Here is a 14,893-nt window from a genome sequence, read left to right on the forward strand (position 1 = left end):
AAGGCCATCGGATAGACCGCCTCGACTTTCAGCGTGTTCATGAAGCTCTCTGCCTTGGCGTTGTCATAAGGGTTGCCCCGGCGACCCATTGAACCGATCAGGCCGTTGGCGGCCAGTGTCTCGCGGTAGAGCTCGGCAGCATACTGGGCAGATTCAACCGGTCGTCGCAACATCTTGAACAAGGATGTTACGATGAAGCCTCACAAGCGTCGTTCAGATCGCTCGACACGAAGCAAACTACGTTCGCCGGGCCGGCCACCAGTCTGGCAGCGTGAGAATCTTTGCCGCTTCTGGCAGGGTATTTCGTCTGGTCAGACGAGTGAGGACGCGGCGGTAGACGCCGGCGTTTCGGCACCGGTCGGAGCGCGATGGTTTCGGAGTTCAGGAGGAATGCCACCAACGCATTTGGCCCCATCGGCAAAGGCGCCGGGCGGGCGATATCTAACATTTTCAGAGCGCGAGGACATTGCAATCGAAGTCGCCAAAGGCACCTGCATCCGGGCCATCGCACGCAAACTCGGCAGGTCGCCGAGCACGATCTCTCGCGAGCTGCGGCGGAACGCAGCCACACGAGGTGGGAACTTGGACTATCGGGCCAGTACAGCGCAATGGCATGCCGATCGCGCCTCCCTTCGTCCAAGGCCAGGCAAGCTCGTCACAAACCCTGCTCTGCGCGATTATGTTCAGGAACGGCTAGCAGGTACGATTACCAAAGGAGATGGCGTCGGATTTACCGGCCCTGATGTGATATGGAAGGGGCGCCGTGCTGTTCACCGCCAGAGCAGGCGCTGGTCAACGGCCTGGAGCCCGGAGCAGATTGCGCATAGGCTTCGGCTCGATTTCCCCGAGGATCCGACCATGCGCATCAGCCATGAGGCTATTTACCAAGCGCTGTATATCCAGGGACGTGGTGCACTGCGTCGGGAGCTAACCGCCTGCCTGCGGTCCGGACGGGCTTTGCGCATGCCTCGGGAACGAGCCCGAAACCGCGGCAAGTCCTTCATTGGCGACGCAATACTGATCAGCCAGCGGCCGCCCGAGGTTGAGGATAGAGCCGTGCCCGGACATTGGGAAGGGGACCTCATCCTTGGCTTGGGAAGCTCCGCAATCGGTACACTGGTCGAACGTGCTACGCGCTTCACGATGCTGCTGCACCTGCCGCGCATGGAGGGCTATCAACCCGGAAAGAGCATCAAAAATGGTCCGGCGCTGGCCGGCCACGGTGCCGAAGCTGTACGCGATGCCATAACGAGATCGATCACAAGTCTTCCAGAGACGTTGCGCCAGTCGCTTACCTGGGATCAGGGCGCAGAAATGGCCCAGCATGCACTTCTGCGGGTCGACACGGGACTACAGATCTACTTTTGCGATCCCCAAAGCCCCTGGCAGCGCGGCACAAACGAAAACACGAATGGCATATTGCGGCAGTATTTTCCTAAAGGCACCGATCTCAGCAAACATACCTCCGACGAACTCGATGCGGTCGCCCATGCTATCAATACAAGGCCACGCAAAACACTTGGCTGGAGAACACCAGCGGAAGCACTCGACGAATTCCTCTCAAACGTTAAAATCCACAGTGTTGCGACGACCGGTTGAATCTGCCCTGCGAGCCGCGGTCGGAATGGTGGACCACGCCCGGCGGCGGCTTTCTCCTGTCAATGGCCGCCTCAAGGCTGTCACCGTCAGCCGTGCGTCGATCGATTGACCGATGGCGTAACCGACGATCAACCGCGACCAGGCATTGAGGATGATGCGACGTAGATGAAACGGGTCGGCAGGGAAACATAGGTGATCTCGCTGACCCAAAGCTGGTTGGGAGCCGCTCGGATGTCCTTCGCCAGGTTCGGGAAGATCGGGCCGTCGTGATCGCTGTCGGTCGTGGCGATGAACCGTCGCCTGATCTTAGGCCGCAGATCGTGTTCGCGCATGAGGCGGTCAATCTTCTTGTGGTTCACGACAAGGCCCTGCTGCCGCAGGGCCGCACCGACGTGGCGGTAGCCGTAGAACTCGAGCTCGTCGTAGATCGCGAACGTCGCTTCGACGATCGCGGTGTCGTCGGCCGATCTTTCCGGGCGGTCATAATAGGTGGAGCGCTTCCCATCAGCCGGCATCCTTCCGCCACGGAGATGCCGCGGGGCCGGTGATGACGGATGTAGTCCCGTCGGTCGCGGTGCCTTTTCACAGCCCCTTTGCGAACGTCAGCTCCAGTGCCTGTTTGCCGACCAGCCGCTTCAGCGCCGCGATCGAGGCCTCGTATCCCTGGATGAGGTCGGCGGCCTGCGCATCGTCGTCAAATGCGCCTTCCTCGTATTTTCGTGACCCAGATGCGGATAAGATTGCACGACACGTCGTGGCGTTTTGTCAGACCATGCAACGGTTCGCCGGCGAGGAATCCTGCACGACCTGACGTTTAAATTCGACGCTGTGACTGCGGTGCTTTGCCATGAGTCTTCTTTCCGAGAACCCGGTAGGCCGGTCAATTCCTCACCCGGGTCTATCCACCCAAGGACCGCACTTCATTATCCGCATTAGCTGTGTAGACTTGAGGACGTTGCTGTTCGGGACCAGACGCACGTGAGACGCAGGTAGTCGCCGCCGCGGGATTAAGCGCATGTTTTTGCATATCCTTTCTAACACATCCTCGTCGTGGCACACCAATTGCATCGGCGTCGCGAAGAAGCCGTTACGATCATTGCGTCTCATACTTAAGGAAGGGGGTCCGTTGAAGACCTCGAACGATCCCAAGTATCGCGCTCCACCCGATGGCTACGAAGGCTTATTGTCTAAGGTCCTACTGCGAAGTGCGCGTCTGCTGAAGTAAGTTGTTTTTCTTTCTTGTTCTTGCTGTTAACAGCCTCTGGTTGTAGGTGGCAAGCCAAGGCCGTTCAGGCGGCATAATTCCAACGCATGAGTGTGTGGACTGAAAGCCGGTCGGTGGAAGACGCATGATGGGGCAGGGGCGAATGCGCGCGTGTATCTCGCCTGCGGGGCGACCGACATGCGCAAAGGGATCGACGGCCGCGACGCCTGGCAATATTCATCGCCCACGCCTTAAGCCAGGACCATATTCTGACCACCGTCAGCATGACTTGAGCCGCTTCATAGAGCAGCGTTCGCATCATTGTGTCACCACACAGGGAAATCCGGCCGACGCGATTGCTCTCACCAGATTGGTTCATCACTGGGCCAGCACTAATGCAGGGCCAAAATCCGTGGCAAGGCTTCAAGTCGGTCTATGTCGCACGCGCCGCTCTGGCATGCCGGAACCAACGAGATCTCCCGCCTCCAGATCGTGCAGACGAAAGCGGCTGCTAGCATATTGTCATCGCAGCCATCGATGGACTGAAGGTTGTGCAGAGGCGATAACCTATAGACCATCGTACAAACCTTCGCTAGTGCGTCAGGCCAGAGCCCGGATGAAGTCTGCTGCTTTCACTGACCCCCCCATGCGCGCCAGCTTCTTGGTCCTGATCACGCGAACTTGCAATTGGTGTCATCGACCAATCAATCAGGTCTACGGCACGTTGAAGTATCGCTTTGGTGCGTGCAAGATCTGGCGAAGCGGCGATGACATGTCCGATCTTGTCTCGTTCATCACCTTTCCTGACGATCGGAGTCCCAGGTTCGATAAAAATCTTTACCTCTTGGACACCTGGTACCGCAGCCGCCCGAGTGTCCCCACCGATGGTATCGAGGATGCCATCGCGATCAGGAATTAGGACCCGCGCGGCCGCGGTATCCGAACGACTCTGGCGAAAAGTGCATTCCTCTCCGATGACAAGCTTGATGTGTTCGGCGATGAGATCGATGCCGTACGCCAGCTTGACCAGTTGAGAATTAGGTGTACCCGCAAGACGAGGATTGACTTCAATTATAACTGGGCCGAGCTTCGTCCACCGTAAATCAATGTTCTTTGGCCCCCAGCCAAGACCGAGGGCTTGCAGACAGCTGAGCGAAACATCTACGAGGCGGTTATGCCTGTAATCGGTCAGAAAGGCGGGATAGATGTACTCACGACAGACGAAATGCGGTGGGTCGCCGAAGTCAGCGGCGCCAATTCCGATGACCTCATTTTCCATTATTTCAACGCTATAGTGGGGCCCTTGCGCGAATTCTTCGACCAGTATTCTTGGCGAACACTGCCATCTGTGATCTCCCAATAGATAGTCCGTATGTTCGGCAAGCTCATCCACATTGCGGCACAATCGGACACCGCTGCTGCCGATGCCGACGGCTGGCTTGACAATCACCGGAAAGTCAATTTCGGTAGCAGAGTCTTTTACGCCCATAGCATCTACCGCGAAGCGAAATGCAGGCACAGGTACACCGCACTCCGCAAGAAGCTGACGTTGAGCGAACTTGTCGCAGCATCGCTCAACCGCTGCGGGGTTCGGTCCCGGCAGACCGAAGTGCTGGCAGAGCTTGCCGACGGCCGCGTATAGTGACTCCCGCGCGCTGGTTATGCCAGCAACGTCGGCGGACCGGGATAACCTAGAACATACCTGTATCATCGCGGCAAGGTTATCTGTGTCGACACAGATTGTCTCACAGTCACTTCCTACAAGATAGTCATACTGACTTGGATCAGCTGACAGAGTAATCGGATGAAGACCAAGACGCTGGGCCGCCTGGATGTACAGCGGGCCATTACTTGCGCCTTCAAGGAGAACGAGAGCTCTTTTTCGCATTGACTGGTGACTCCGAAAGATTGCATGAAGTGCTGTCGCCCTTCACACCGCAACCGGCCCACTTCGCGGCCGAACAACGATTAAGATCACGTAGCAGCAGACGCTATTCTGTTGAAGGCGATCCGAATTCTCCATTCGAAACAGAAGGTCGCCAGTAGGTGACGGACATGAATGCTGTCTCGGTTTGATAGCAGTGTGGATTTGCATGCACATGGGACTGAATGCAGCCGCTTTCAGTCACTATTGCAGTTGACGAATACCAACGAATACCCCGAGCCTATACTACCATCCTTAATAGCTGCACGGGACGAGATTGTCCCACAGTCGGGGGCGAACTGTGGTTTGGGAGGAGGCCGCTCAGGCGCGTGTGATGGTGACGCACTCACCGTTGCTCCGCCGCCGCCCATACGCGAGATGCAAGTTGCAGCGTCGGGCGGATTTACGACGGGGACGGCTGCGCTTCTCTCGCGACGGCCCACATGAAACCGGCCAGTTCGCGGGCGATCGCCGTGCAAACCACGTCGTGCGCTTACCCCGCCCGTTCAACATTCGATAGCGCGACGTTAGCCGGGTCTGCGCCTTTCATGCGATTTCCCGCACTTTCGGTGGAGCTTGTTCCAGACGATACAGCTTTTTCGCGCCCATTTTCGGAGGATGCCGATAAGTCCACGCGCTCTCGACCAGCATATGTCGAACTCTTCCGTTCCCTGCTTTGGTGATGCCACTCCTCCTGACTTTCTCTCCCGGTTGATCGTTCTTCAGGAACAAGGCCGAGATATCCCATGAGCTGGCGTGTGTTCTCGATCCGACAGCACATCGCCGGTTTCGGTGGCGAATGTCACGGCGACGATCAGGTCCACGCCGCGTAATGTCTGCAATGCACGAACGATCGGCGCCAGCGACCAGGCAAAGCAACGAACTCCTCGATCGCACCTTCCAGCCGTTGGACCCGTTCGTTCGGGATGCGCACCGCCTCGACCATTTCCTGGAGTGCGATTTGATGTTCCGGGTGATCAAACTGTTGCTCCTGCAGCCAGCGCAGATAACGCATCGTCCAGCCGTTCTTGCGCGGATAGATACGACCGTGCTTGAGCATGAAGGCGCTTATCAGTTGGCGGTGCACACGCGATGTATCGACTGCCGCCGCTCGAGCGCGAACGAGATCGCCTATGGCCTCATCCCCTTCGTCCGGAACCACACCGCGGTCAGCTCGGCGGCCCGCAACAGGCGGGCGAGCGAAAGTGCATCTCAGCGGTTCGTCTTCACCCGATCACCGGGCTTCCTTGGGATCAGTAAGGGCGCGACCACGGTGCAATCGTGGCCATCGGATCAAGCGATCGAGACCGTAGCCGGTGGAACCGGCTTCATAACAGAAATGCACGTGCTCAAACTTTGTGGCTATTCGCTGAATCACCCGGCGCATGACTGCGTCCGACGCCTCAACTTCATGGAAAGAAGGACCTCTCCGTTCCGACTGCCATCCGCAATCGCGATGGCACTCTTCAGCTTGGCAACACTAATTCCGACAAAGGCTTCTCTATAAGCCGACATGGCTCGTCCTACTGTGATGAGGATAGGCTCGGCAAGCCCGAGCAACCCTCGAACGCGCAGTGTGTAGGGCGAGCCACACTTCACGTTTTCAGAGGCGGACATACTGTATTACAACAGACAAGCCGGGCTTAGCAAACACGGCGCCGAAGTCGATCCTCAAACTTTACAGGATCTTCACAACCGCAAATCGCTCGACAATGTTAGGTTCCCGCGCGTCTGAGATCAGCCACCGGTAAGAGCTGGTGGCAATTCCGAATTACGCACGCGGGGGTCAGGAGCCAATGGCAAACAGAGCACTTATCCTGCTTGAAGGTCATAAGAGTAACGGTCCGCTCTACATTCAGGCGGCCCAGCGTCTTGATCTTCATCCAATTACTCTGACAACGGATCCAACTCAATACCATTATCTGGAAAGGGAGAAGATTGATGCAATCCGTGTTGATACGAAGAGTCTCGATTCGCTGATTCGCGTGTGTTCTCGGCTACGGACGACCTATGACATTGTCGGCATTACGGGGTTTTCGGGCCTCGACGAGTCGTTATATTTGACCGTTGCGAAGCTCTGCCAACACTTCGGTCTACCAGGACCGAACCCCGCAGCGGTTGAGCGATGCTGCGACAAGTTCGTTCAGCGACAGTGTCTCGCGAAGGCTGGAGTTCCAATGCCTGCCTTTCGCTTGGCGGCAGATGCTATGGGAGTAAAAGACTCTGCTACCGAGATTGGCTTTCCGGTGGTAGTTAAACCAGCTGTAGGGAGCGGCAGCAGCGGTGTCCGACTGTGCCGCGACGTCAGTGAATTAACGGAACATACGAACTATCTGTTGGGAGGGAAGCACACATGGCCGTGCGAGCCTCGTATACTGGTCGAACAATTCGCGCGAGGGCCGTCTTATAGCACTGATACGATGGGAGATATGGTCATCGCCGTTGGTGCGGCGGAGTTCGACCAACCACCGTATTTCGTCGTTCGCGAAAGCGTCTTTCCAGCCCGGCTAACTGGTGATGACTATAGACGCATCGTCGATGTTTCACTGAGCTGTTTGCAAGCCCTCGGTCTTAGTTGGGGGCCAACGAACATTGAATTTCGATGGACGAAGCAAGGCCCCGTCGTTATTGAAGTTAATCCGCGGCTTCCCGGTTGGACCACTCCCCGTTTAATTCAACTGGCTTACGGAGTTGATCTCATCACCGAGCACATCAATCTTGTCACCGGTGAGAAATGCGATTTGCGTGCAACACATTTGCTCACTGCAGCGGCGCGGTTCCTAGTTCCTCATCGCGATGGTATCCTTGATTGGCTCGACGGCGACAGTCGGGCGGCTGCGGTACCTGGTGTCGCTGAGGTCAGATTTTATGTTAAACCAAACACCCTGATCGTCAGAAAAGGCGATTACTTGGACTCTGTTGGTCATATTATCGCGGCTTCACCCAGCTTTGCGCAAACTGAGGCCATACTCAACCGTGCTGTTGACTTAATAAGCTGGTCAATCAATGGTTGCGTTTGTGTCTAGCGGCCTAGCGCGCAGCAAGCGAGCACCGGCGTGGAATCATTAGTGTTCTCCGGTAGGGATTGGGTTGCTGACCAATCTGTACGACAGATGTATCCATCCGGCCAGGCTTGCAATTACCCATAAGTAACTGACTCGCTTACGAAAATTTTCAGTAAAATCTTGAATCAAAAGTCTCACTTGTGGTTCTTTGTCGAGCATCTGATTCGTTTAAGGCGGTGCTGTATGTCGGTCGAGACGATGTGACGGCTGATAATGACAGCCATTGGAGCAAGCAGTAAATAGACGCGGCGTCTTTCAAGGATGCGCGCCTTGGCCGACTCTGCACAGAACTTTTACGACAGCTTGGAGAGCACATGGGCGGCTCTATTCCTTTCGCGTGCCAGGACTGGGCCGCCACCAAAGCGGCTTATCGGTTTTTCTCCAACCCGAATGTTGAGGAAGGCGATATCCTCAACGGCCATTTTGCCGCGACCGCTCAACGCTATGATGCCTGCAGCGGCCCGTAGCGGATCCGATGGAAGCCCTCGGGCAGGACGTGTAACAGAAAGCGGCGGATGAACTCATCGGCCGACACGGTCATCACCTGTTGCCGATCGCCGTGCCGACAATCCTTCCAGCGGAAACGCACCGCGCCATCCTCGATAGGCGAAGGGCGGCTTGGCAAAGACGACCCACTCGGCCCTTCGCAGCGGCGCCAAATAGCGCCGGAAGGCGTTGCGTTCGCTCAGGGCCCGCAAGTCGGAGAAGAACTGCAGTTTGCCGGCGTCGAAGGCTTTCTCCAGGTGCTCCAGGAACAATCGTCGGAACAGGCGTGAGAGAACGCGGACCGGCAGGAAGAAGCCCGGCTTGCAGGCGATCCATCGCGTGCCGTCCGGCGAGAACCCGCCACCCGGGACGACGCAGTGCAGATGGGGTGGTGCAACAAATTTTGCCCCCAGGTGTGCAGCACGGCGAAGAAACCGATCTCGGCGCCGAGATGCTTTGGGTCGGCAGCGATGGTGCGTAGCGTCTCGGCGGTGGCGCGGAAGAGCAAGCCGTAGACGAGCGCCTTGTTCTGATAGGCGATGGCGGCAATGGGCGCCGGCAGCGTGAAGACGGCATGAAAGTACTGTGTATCGAGCAGCTCGGCCCGTCGATCCTCCAGCCATTGCGCACGGGCCAGCGATTGGCAGCGGGGACAATGTCTGTCGCGGCAGCTGTTGAAGGCGATTGCGCCTGTGTCCGCATTGATCGCACGCTTCCACGTGCCCACCGAGCGCGGCGGTGCGGCACAACTCGATCGACGTCACGACGCGGCGCTGAGCGGTCGACAGCGATGTGTGCTGGGCACGATAGGCCTCGCCGTAGCGGCGGAGTATGTCCGCCACTTCCGGCCCCGAACGGACCATCGGGAGCTCAGAAGTACTGAGGCTTGGCGGGCGGCGGCAAGGTGGGCGCTGGACGTGGCAAGAGCTCGAAGGGGCTCGCGGTAGCGCAGACCTTGTTGGTGGCGATGCGCAGATAATGGGCGGTAGTCGCCAGGCTGCGGTGACCGAGCAGCAATTGAATGGTGCGCACGTCGGCGCCTGCCTCAAGGAGATGGACGGCGAAGGCGTGCCGCAAACTGTGCGGCGTCACCGGTTTGGACAAGCGGGAGAGATCGTGCGCTTTCGCGCAGGCTTGCCCAACTGCATCCCGAGTGATCGGGTGGCTGGTGCGATCTCCGGGGAAGAGCCACTCCTTTGGCCGCCGCATCCTCCAATAATCGCGCAGGATCTCCAGGAGCTTGGGCACAACATCACATAGCGGTCCTTCTGGCCTTTGCCCTGCTCGACACGGACGACCATTCTCTGGCTGTCAATGTCCGTGGGCTTCAGGTGCACTGCTTCCGAAATGCGTAGACCGGCGGCATAGCAGGTGGTCAGGATCGCGTGATGTTTGAGATCGAGCACGCAGCCGAGAAACCGCTGCACTTCATCCGGACTGAGGACGATCGGGAGCTTCTGTGGCTTCTTGGGAAGCGGGAGGACCTCTTCAGGCACCCAGTCTCTTTCAAGCGTCACCTTGTAGAGAAAACGCGGCGCCGAAATGGCGGTGTGGATCGAGCCCGGCGCCAGCTGCTTCTCGTTGGCCAGATAGACCTGATAGATCCGGACGTCCTCGCGTCCGAGCAAGTCCGGCGACTTGCCGAAGTGTCGTGCAACCGCGACACCTGATTGCAGATACGAGAGTTGGGTATTGAGCGAGAAATTGCGACCTGCATGTCCTCGCTCATGCGCTGGCGAAGTGGGGTCATGACGAGCTCCTCTGTCCGATGGAATGGGCTAAAATAGCCGTCCCATCCTCGCGCAGTTGGGGCTCCTACTGAATACGTGACCTCCTTGCCGCGCCGGCGTAGCGGAGCAGGTTTGGATGAGCGAGGCGATAGTCGCCCAGTGTTCGGCCCTGGCATCCAAGCCGCGTTCATAATGCCGGGTTTCTGACGTTCGAAGCAAGGTCACTTATCCCTTCCATCCCCTGTTTGGCCAAACCGTATTGGTAACCGGCAGCCATGAGCACGAGGGCGTTGAACATCTGCTCATTCGGCAGGCCCATGGTGGTTCTTTCAAATCCCTGCATGGATGTTTGATCCTGCGACAAGTTCGATCGAGATTGTAGTCGAGCCGCGCCTTTCGGCAACCAAGCTCGTTGAACTGCGCGCTTTCATTGATTCTCTCGTAACCTGTTGCTCGATGCAAGAAGCCGAAGGGATAGGTCATGAGAAAGCAGTTTCGCATGCAATTAGTCTAGATCTGTTCGTCACAGCCCGGCCGGTAGACCTGAGCGACACCCAGCGCCAAGAAGTGGGGCATTCTGCGATGATCGGTGAATCCGGTCGTCGCTACCGCAGTGCTCCACCGGCTATTGCACCACGCCGTCATTCTGTTCGGGCGGAAACGGAGTAATCGACCAATCGATCAAGTCGACGGCCTGCTGCAATATCGCCTCAGTTCGAGCAAGGTCGGGTGAAACGGCGCGTACATATCCCATGGAGTCTCGGTAATCGCCTTTCCTGACGATCGGTGCCTTGGGTTTCACATTCAATTTAACCTCGGCGATCCCGGAGACCGCAGCCGCCCTACGGTCGCCATCGATCCAATCGAGGATGCCATCGCGCTCAGGAAGCAGGGACCGCCAGGCCGCGATGTGGGAACGCGTTTTGCGCAAATCCCATTCATCCCCGATGGCAAGCTTGATATGCTCGCTGACGAGATCAACACCGTAAGCGAGCTGAATGTGTTGAGGGCAGCCGCCAAGCCGCGGATTGACTTCAATGACCACTGGGCCACGCTTCGTCCAGCGGAGTTCAATGCACGATGGGCCCCAGCCAAGGCCAAGAACTCGCAAAGAGCTTAGCGAAACATCCGCGATTTGCCCATTCTCGTCATCGGTTAGTGGGGCTGGAAAGACGCCCTGACGAAAGACGAAATGGGGTGGGTGGTCGAAATCGGAGGCCTCGATCCCAAAGACCTCGTTTCCCATCATATGAGCGATGTAATGGGGACCTTCGGCGAATTCTTCCACCAATATTCTCGGCGAAGATCGCCATACGTGCTTCCCCCCCAACAAATAAGTCGTATGATCGGCCACCTCATCGACGTTGCGGCACAACCGGACACCGCTGCTCCCGCTGCCTACGGCTGGCTTGATAACCACTGGCAGGCCGATCCCCGCAGCAGAAATTTCAACCTCAGTCGCATTCGCTGACAAGCGGTAAGCAGGTATTGGGACGCCAGCCTCCGCAAGGAGCTGATGTTGAGTGAATTTGTCGCAGCACCGCTCAACGGCTGCGGGGTTCGGTCCCGGTAGACCGAAATGCCGGCAGAGCTTGGCAACGGTTGCATAGACCGACTCTTGGGCGCTCGTAATGCCGACAATGTCATACGTTTCACCCAGCCGAGAACATTCGCGAATCAGCGTATTGAGATTGCCTGTATCGACCCGGATCGCCTCAATGCTTTCCGCCGCAAGATAGTCGTACTGAGCTGGATCAGCCGACAGGGTAATTGGATGAAGTCCAAGACGCTGGGCCGCTTGGACGTACAGCGGACCATTGTTCCTGGTGCCTTCAACTATGATAAGGGCTCTTCTTGCCATGGGCGTTGACACCTCCACTTGTGCTGTAGCCGCTTGAGCGACGCGGGCGTTTTGTCCGTGCGTGAGCTCAAATTTCAGGGCAAACGTAGCACTATGAGCGATTTACAGTCGCAAAGATTCTGTGAAGTTATCTGAAAGTATCTGTTGCGATGTTTTGCGGATCTAGTGGCTTGATCGAAACAAAAGAGTCCGATTATGATTTCCTTTTCGACATGCGGTTTGCGACGATAGCGCATGCGCACAGCTATTACATTCGATGTTTCGGCCGCCGACCGGCATGGCCCTTTAGGCCATTTTATTTCCGCAAGTACCTCGCCGCAGAAGCACGTGTGGCGGGTGAAGATCATTTTGATGAGCGGTGATGGTCTTGGACTGTCGCGATCATGGAGGCGACTGGCACGAGCATGGTCTTGCACCGCACCGCTGGCGCAGCTTCAAACTATCGAATGATAAGGCTTTTGCCAAGAAACTACACGACGTCGTCGGACTATACGTCTCGCCGCTAGCCCATGCCTTGTCCTGTCCGTCGATAAAAAAGCCAAATTTAGGCACTTGAGAGGTGGCTCGGGAAATTGAACGGTTGTGATAAATGGCTTTCGGCTCATGAACACTGTCAAGCGAAGCGAGGAATTGACCCCGCCTGTTGCCTCACCGAAGAATGTTACCAAACGATTTGGTGGGTGGAAGAACCGGCGTCATCCAGTCGCCATTGAGTATCTCAAGGGCCGAGTCCTGACGCCAGGCTTTCACCGCCATCTGCACCGTCCGCAGGCTTTTGTTCGTGAACCGTGTCCGATCGACGTTCATCAGCCGCTACAGTACGACGGCTGCCGAGACTGTCGGCTCAGCCTCCGGCCATGCCCGAATCTGAGCTTCATACGGCCCGAGCATGGTCGGCCTCTTCGGATAGGGTTTGGTCCGCCGATATGACCTTTTATGCGTAGGTCGCACCTCGCCAGCTTTCCAAGATTAGCGGTGAAGCGCTGCAGGTTGATGACGACAGGTTCCTCAGGCGTTACTTGCACTCCACGCCGATCGACGCGTCTTCCCAAATCCTCCTGCGCCGCACGGATGCCAGTGAAGAGCATTACCGGGTCCGCCGTGGCTTCGGCACCCACGAACCTGCCATAGCCGACCAGCCGTCGAACGATGGCGCCGTTCTTCTGCTCGACCCATGCCTGATCATTCTTCCGATAGGCACGGGAACGGGTCACTTCCAACCCTTGACATCGGCACCAAGAAACCACGAGTTCATTCATGAAGGCACTGCCATTGTCGAAGTCAGCGCCCAGCAGCGGAAAGGGAAACAGCGACCTGGCACATTTAAAGGCAGCGATCACAAGACCGCTTTCTCGCGTCCGCACCGCACGCATTCGGTCCACCCTGTGGCAATATCGGTCAGCACCATTATCTGTACGAAGCTGCCGGATGAAGAGGTGCCGGAATGCGCCACGAAGTCGACCTCGACATAACCTGGCGGCGGATCGTTCCAGTCCCCGAACGTGCGCACAGGAACCGACCGCCGAACCGCAGAACTCATTCCGGCACGGCGGCGTTGTCCGCCGCGGGCCACAGCACGCACTTCCGACAGGAGGCGATCCATGGTCGCTGCGTTGATTGTCAGCAGCTTGTCCCGCAGCTCGATATCAAGATCCAGCCGGCCATGCCGCTCAAGAGCCGGCAGCAAGATGGGGATCAGCGGCTTGAGGCGTTTCGAGCAGAGGCGGTCGGATGCTTCCCACAATGCTACCAGTGCCTCCCGAACATCGGCGCCATAGGGATATTGTCTAGTGGGTGACGAGCCGGTCGCTCGACGGCGGAGCACTCGGATCGCATGCTTGCGGTGATAACCGGTACCTGCGACGAACTCGTCCAGAATCCGTTGCTTGTCGGCCCGGCAGCTCGATCGATATCGCTCGACAATCGCTTCGACCAATTCCGACCCTCGCCACCCATCCTCCGAACCAGGATGACAACGACGGCTTCATCCCCTCGGGACGGGGACCCTATCGGTAACAATCAACGTGAGGCAATGCGGGGTCAGTTTCTCATTTCGCCTGACAAACACGGCAGTATGCCGGGAACAGGGAGCTATGATGACGAAACGACCCCGCCGCAGCCATAGCCCCGCCTTTAACGTGAAAGTCGCGCTTGCCTCGATAGAGCCGAAGACGTCTTCGATGACGGTCGGACGGAAGCCCCGAATCGGCCGTTTTTGTCAAAAGCCTGCATCCCAAGACTGGCGAACTGACGCTGGAGAACGATTTTTTAGCAGGCGCGCTCGGGACTGTTGAGCGGAAAGCGATGATCGACCGGAACCACGGTTTCCCGCCAAGCCCAGATACTCCGCATCAGCCGTGGCAGCGTCTATTACCTGCCCCGGCTGGCGTTGGGGCCTGATCTGGTCCTGATGCGCCGGATCGACGAACTGCATCTGGACTATCCATACGCCGGAAGCCTGATACTTCAAGGGCTTTTGAAGGCCGAAGGGCATGATGTTGGACGCCTGCGTCTACCCGTATCTCCTGAAGAACCTCGCCATCACCCGGCCCAATGTTCCGATGGCGCGGGGCTCGTCTATCTCTGCGCGCCGTCGTGGACGGGTTCAGCCGCCGGGTTCTGTCCTGTCGGCTGTCGATCACCATGGAGACGGCGTTCTGTATCGAAGCTGTCGAGGAAGCGCTGTCGCGTTACGGCAAGCCCGACATAACACCGACCAGGGCAGCCAGGGCAGATTCACCTATATCGACTTCATCAAGGTGCTGAAGGATGCCGAAATCAGCATCTCCATGGACGGCAAAGGGGCCTGGCGGCACAACTTCTTCGTCGAGCGTCTCTGGCGCTCGATCAAATACGATGAGGTACGTCTCCACGCCTATAAGTCGGCCCCAGAGGCCCGCGCCGGGATTGGCCGGTATCTGGCTTCCTATGACGGCCGACGCCCACATTCATCCCTTGACCGGCAGACGCCGGATCAGGCTTACTTCAACGCGCTGACGCCGATGATGGCGGCAGCGTAATCGA

General features: G+C 57.6%; 7 protein-coding genes and 8 pseudogenes. 6 read left to right on the forward strand and 9 right to left on the reverse strand.

Translation table 11 applies throughout. From position 1 onward, the window contains the following. The first annotated feature begins 192 nt into the window (after positions 1 to 192). Positions 193 to 1,599, forward strand: coding sequence for an IS30 family transposase (locus ISN39_RS34935; protein WP_210388723.1), 1,407 nt, complete (start codon positions 193 to 195; stop codon positions 1,597 to 1,599). 128 nt (positions 1,600 to 1,727) lie between these two features. Here ISN39_RS34935 and ISN39_RS34940 read toward each other — a convergent pair whose 3' ends face one another. From ISN39_RS34940 to ISN39_RS34955, 5 genes and pseudogenes are all read right to left on the reverse strand, one after another. Continuing rightward, positions 1,728 to 2,114 carry an IS3 family transposase gene (locus ISN39_RS34940; RefSeq protein ID WP_194732475.1) on the reverse strand — a complete coding sequence of 129 codons (387 nt, stop codon included), beginning with the start codon at positions 2,112 to 2,114 and terminating at the stop codon, positions 1,728 to 1,730. After that, a pseudogene (locus ISN39_RS37465) lies at positions 2,104 to 2,448 on the reverse strand (transposase). Before ISN39_RS37465 ends, ISN39_RS34940 begins: the two are co-directional and overlap by 11 nt. A gap of 578 nt (positions 2,449 to 3,026) precedes the next feature. Next, positions 3,027 to 3,176, reverse strand: a pseudogene (locus ISN39_RS34945) (transposase); the annotation flags it as partial. Positions 3,177 to 3,395: 219 nt separating this feature from the next. After that, positions 3,396 to 4,691, reverse strand: a complete 1,296-nt coding sequence (locus tag ISN39_RS34950) for an acetyl-CoA carboxylase biotin carboxylase subunit family protein (protein ID WP_194732476.1) — start codon at positions 4,689 to 4,691, stop codon at positions 3,396 to 3,398. A 439-nt stretch (positions 4,692 to 5,130) separates the two neighbouring features. Further along, positions 5,131 to 6,242, reverse strand: a pseudogene (locus tag ISN39_RS34955) (IS110 family transposase). A gap of 281 nt (positions 6,243 to 6,523) precedes the next feature. On the opposite strand from ISN39_RS34955, the gene ISN39_RS34960 reads away from it, so the two are divergent. Both ISN39_RS34960 and ISN39_RS34965 read left to right on the forward strand, forming a co-directional pair. After that, positions 6,524 to 7,753 carry an acetyl-CoA carboxylase biotin carboxylase subunit family protein gene (locus ISN39_RS34960; protein ID WP_194732477.1) on the forward strand — a complete coding sequence of 410 codons (1,230 nt, stop codon included), beginning with the start codon at positions 6,524 to 6,526 and terminating at the stop codon, positions 7,751 to 7,753. A 278-nt stretch (positions 7,754 to 8,031) separates the two neighbouring features. Next, positions 8,032 to 8,235: pseudogene (locus ISN39_RS34965) on the forward strand (transposase DNA-binding-containing protein); the annotation flags it as partial. Between the two features lie 17 nt (positions 8,236 to 8,252). Here the strand turns inward: ISN39_RS34965 and ISN39_RS34970 are convergent. Further along, a pseudogene (locus ISN39_RS34970) lies at positions 8,253 to 9,141 on the reverse strand (transposase); the annotation flags it as partial. 7 nt (positions 9,142 to 9,148) lie between these two features. Continuing rightward, positions 9,149 to 10,028: pseudogene (locus ISN39_RS34975) on the reverse strand (tyrosine-type recombinase/integrase). A 239-nt stretch (positions 10,029 to 10,267) separates the two neighbouring features. Between ISN39_RS34975 and ISN39_RS37470 the strand changes: the two are divergent. Next, positions 10,268 to 10,390, forward strand: a complete 123-nt coding sequence (locus ISN39_RS37470) for a hypothetical protein (protein WP_246763622.1) — start codon at positions 10,268 to 10,270, stop codon at positions 10,388 to 10,390. A 243-nt stretch (positions 10,391 to 10,633) separates the two neighbouring features. Here ISN39_RS37470 and ISN39_RS34985 read toward each other — a convergent pair whose 3' ends face one another. Beyond that, a complete protein-coding gene (locus tag ISN39_RS34985; protein ID WP_194732478.1) occupies positions 10,634 to 11,869 on the reverse strand; it encodes an acetyl-CoA carboxylase biotin carboxylase subunit family protein in 1,236 nt (411 codons plus the stop codon). A gap of 234 nt (positions 11,870 to 12,103) precedes the next feature. On the opposite strand from ISN39_RS34985, the pseudogene ISN39_RS34990 reads away from it, so the two are divergent. Then, positions 12,104 to 12,412: pseudogene (locus ISN39_RS34990) on the forward strand (hypothetical protein); the annotation flags it as partial. Positions 12,413 to 13,205: 793 nt separating this feature from the next. Here the strand turns inward: ISN39_RS34990 and ISN39_RS38290 are convergent. After that, entirely contained in the window at positions 13,206 to 13,805 is a 600-nt protein-coding gene (locus tag ISN39_RS38290; protein WP_194732479.1) for a hypothetical protein, read from the reverse strand. Between the two features lie 160 nt (positions 13,806 to 13,965). Between ISN39_RS38290 and ISN39_RS35000 the strand changes: the two are divergent. Next, a pseudogene (locus tag ISN39_RS35000) lies at positions 13,966 to 14,889 on the forward strand (integrase core domain-containing protein). The last annotated feature ends 4 nt before the right edge of the window (positions 14,890 to 14,893 follow it).

Source organism: Rhizobium sp. 007 (assembly GCF_015353075.1).
Lineage (GTDB): Bacteria > Pseudomonadota > Alphaproteobacteria > Rhizobiales > Rhizobiaceae > Rhizobium.

Coding starts and splice junctions, on each gene's coding strand:
- ISN39_RS34935 (WP_210388723.1), top strand. CDS start 193: ATGAAGCCTCACAAGCGTCGTTCAGATCGCTCGACACGAAGCAAACTA.
- ISN39_RS34940 (WP_194732475.1), bottom strand. CDS start 2,114: ATGCCGGCTGATGGGAAGCGCTCCACCTATTATGACCGCCCGGAAAGA.
- ISN39_RS34950 (WP_194732476.1), bottom strand. CDS start 4,691: ATGCGAAAAAGAGCTCTCGTTCTCCTTGAAGGCGCAAGTAATGGCCCG.
- ISN39_RS34960 (WP_194732477.1), top strand. CDS start 6,524: ATGGCAAACAGAGCACTTATCCTGCTTGAAGGTCATAAGAGTAACGGT.
- ISN39_RS34985 (WP_194732478.1), bottom strand. CDS start 11,869: ATGGCAAGAAGAGCCCTTATCATAGTTGAAGGCACCAGGAACAATGGT.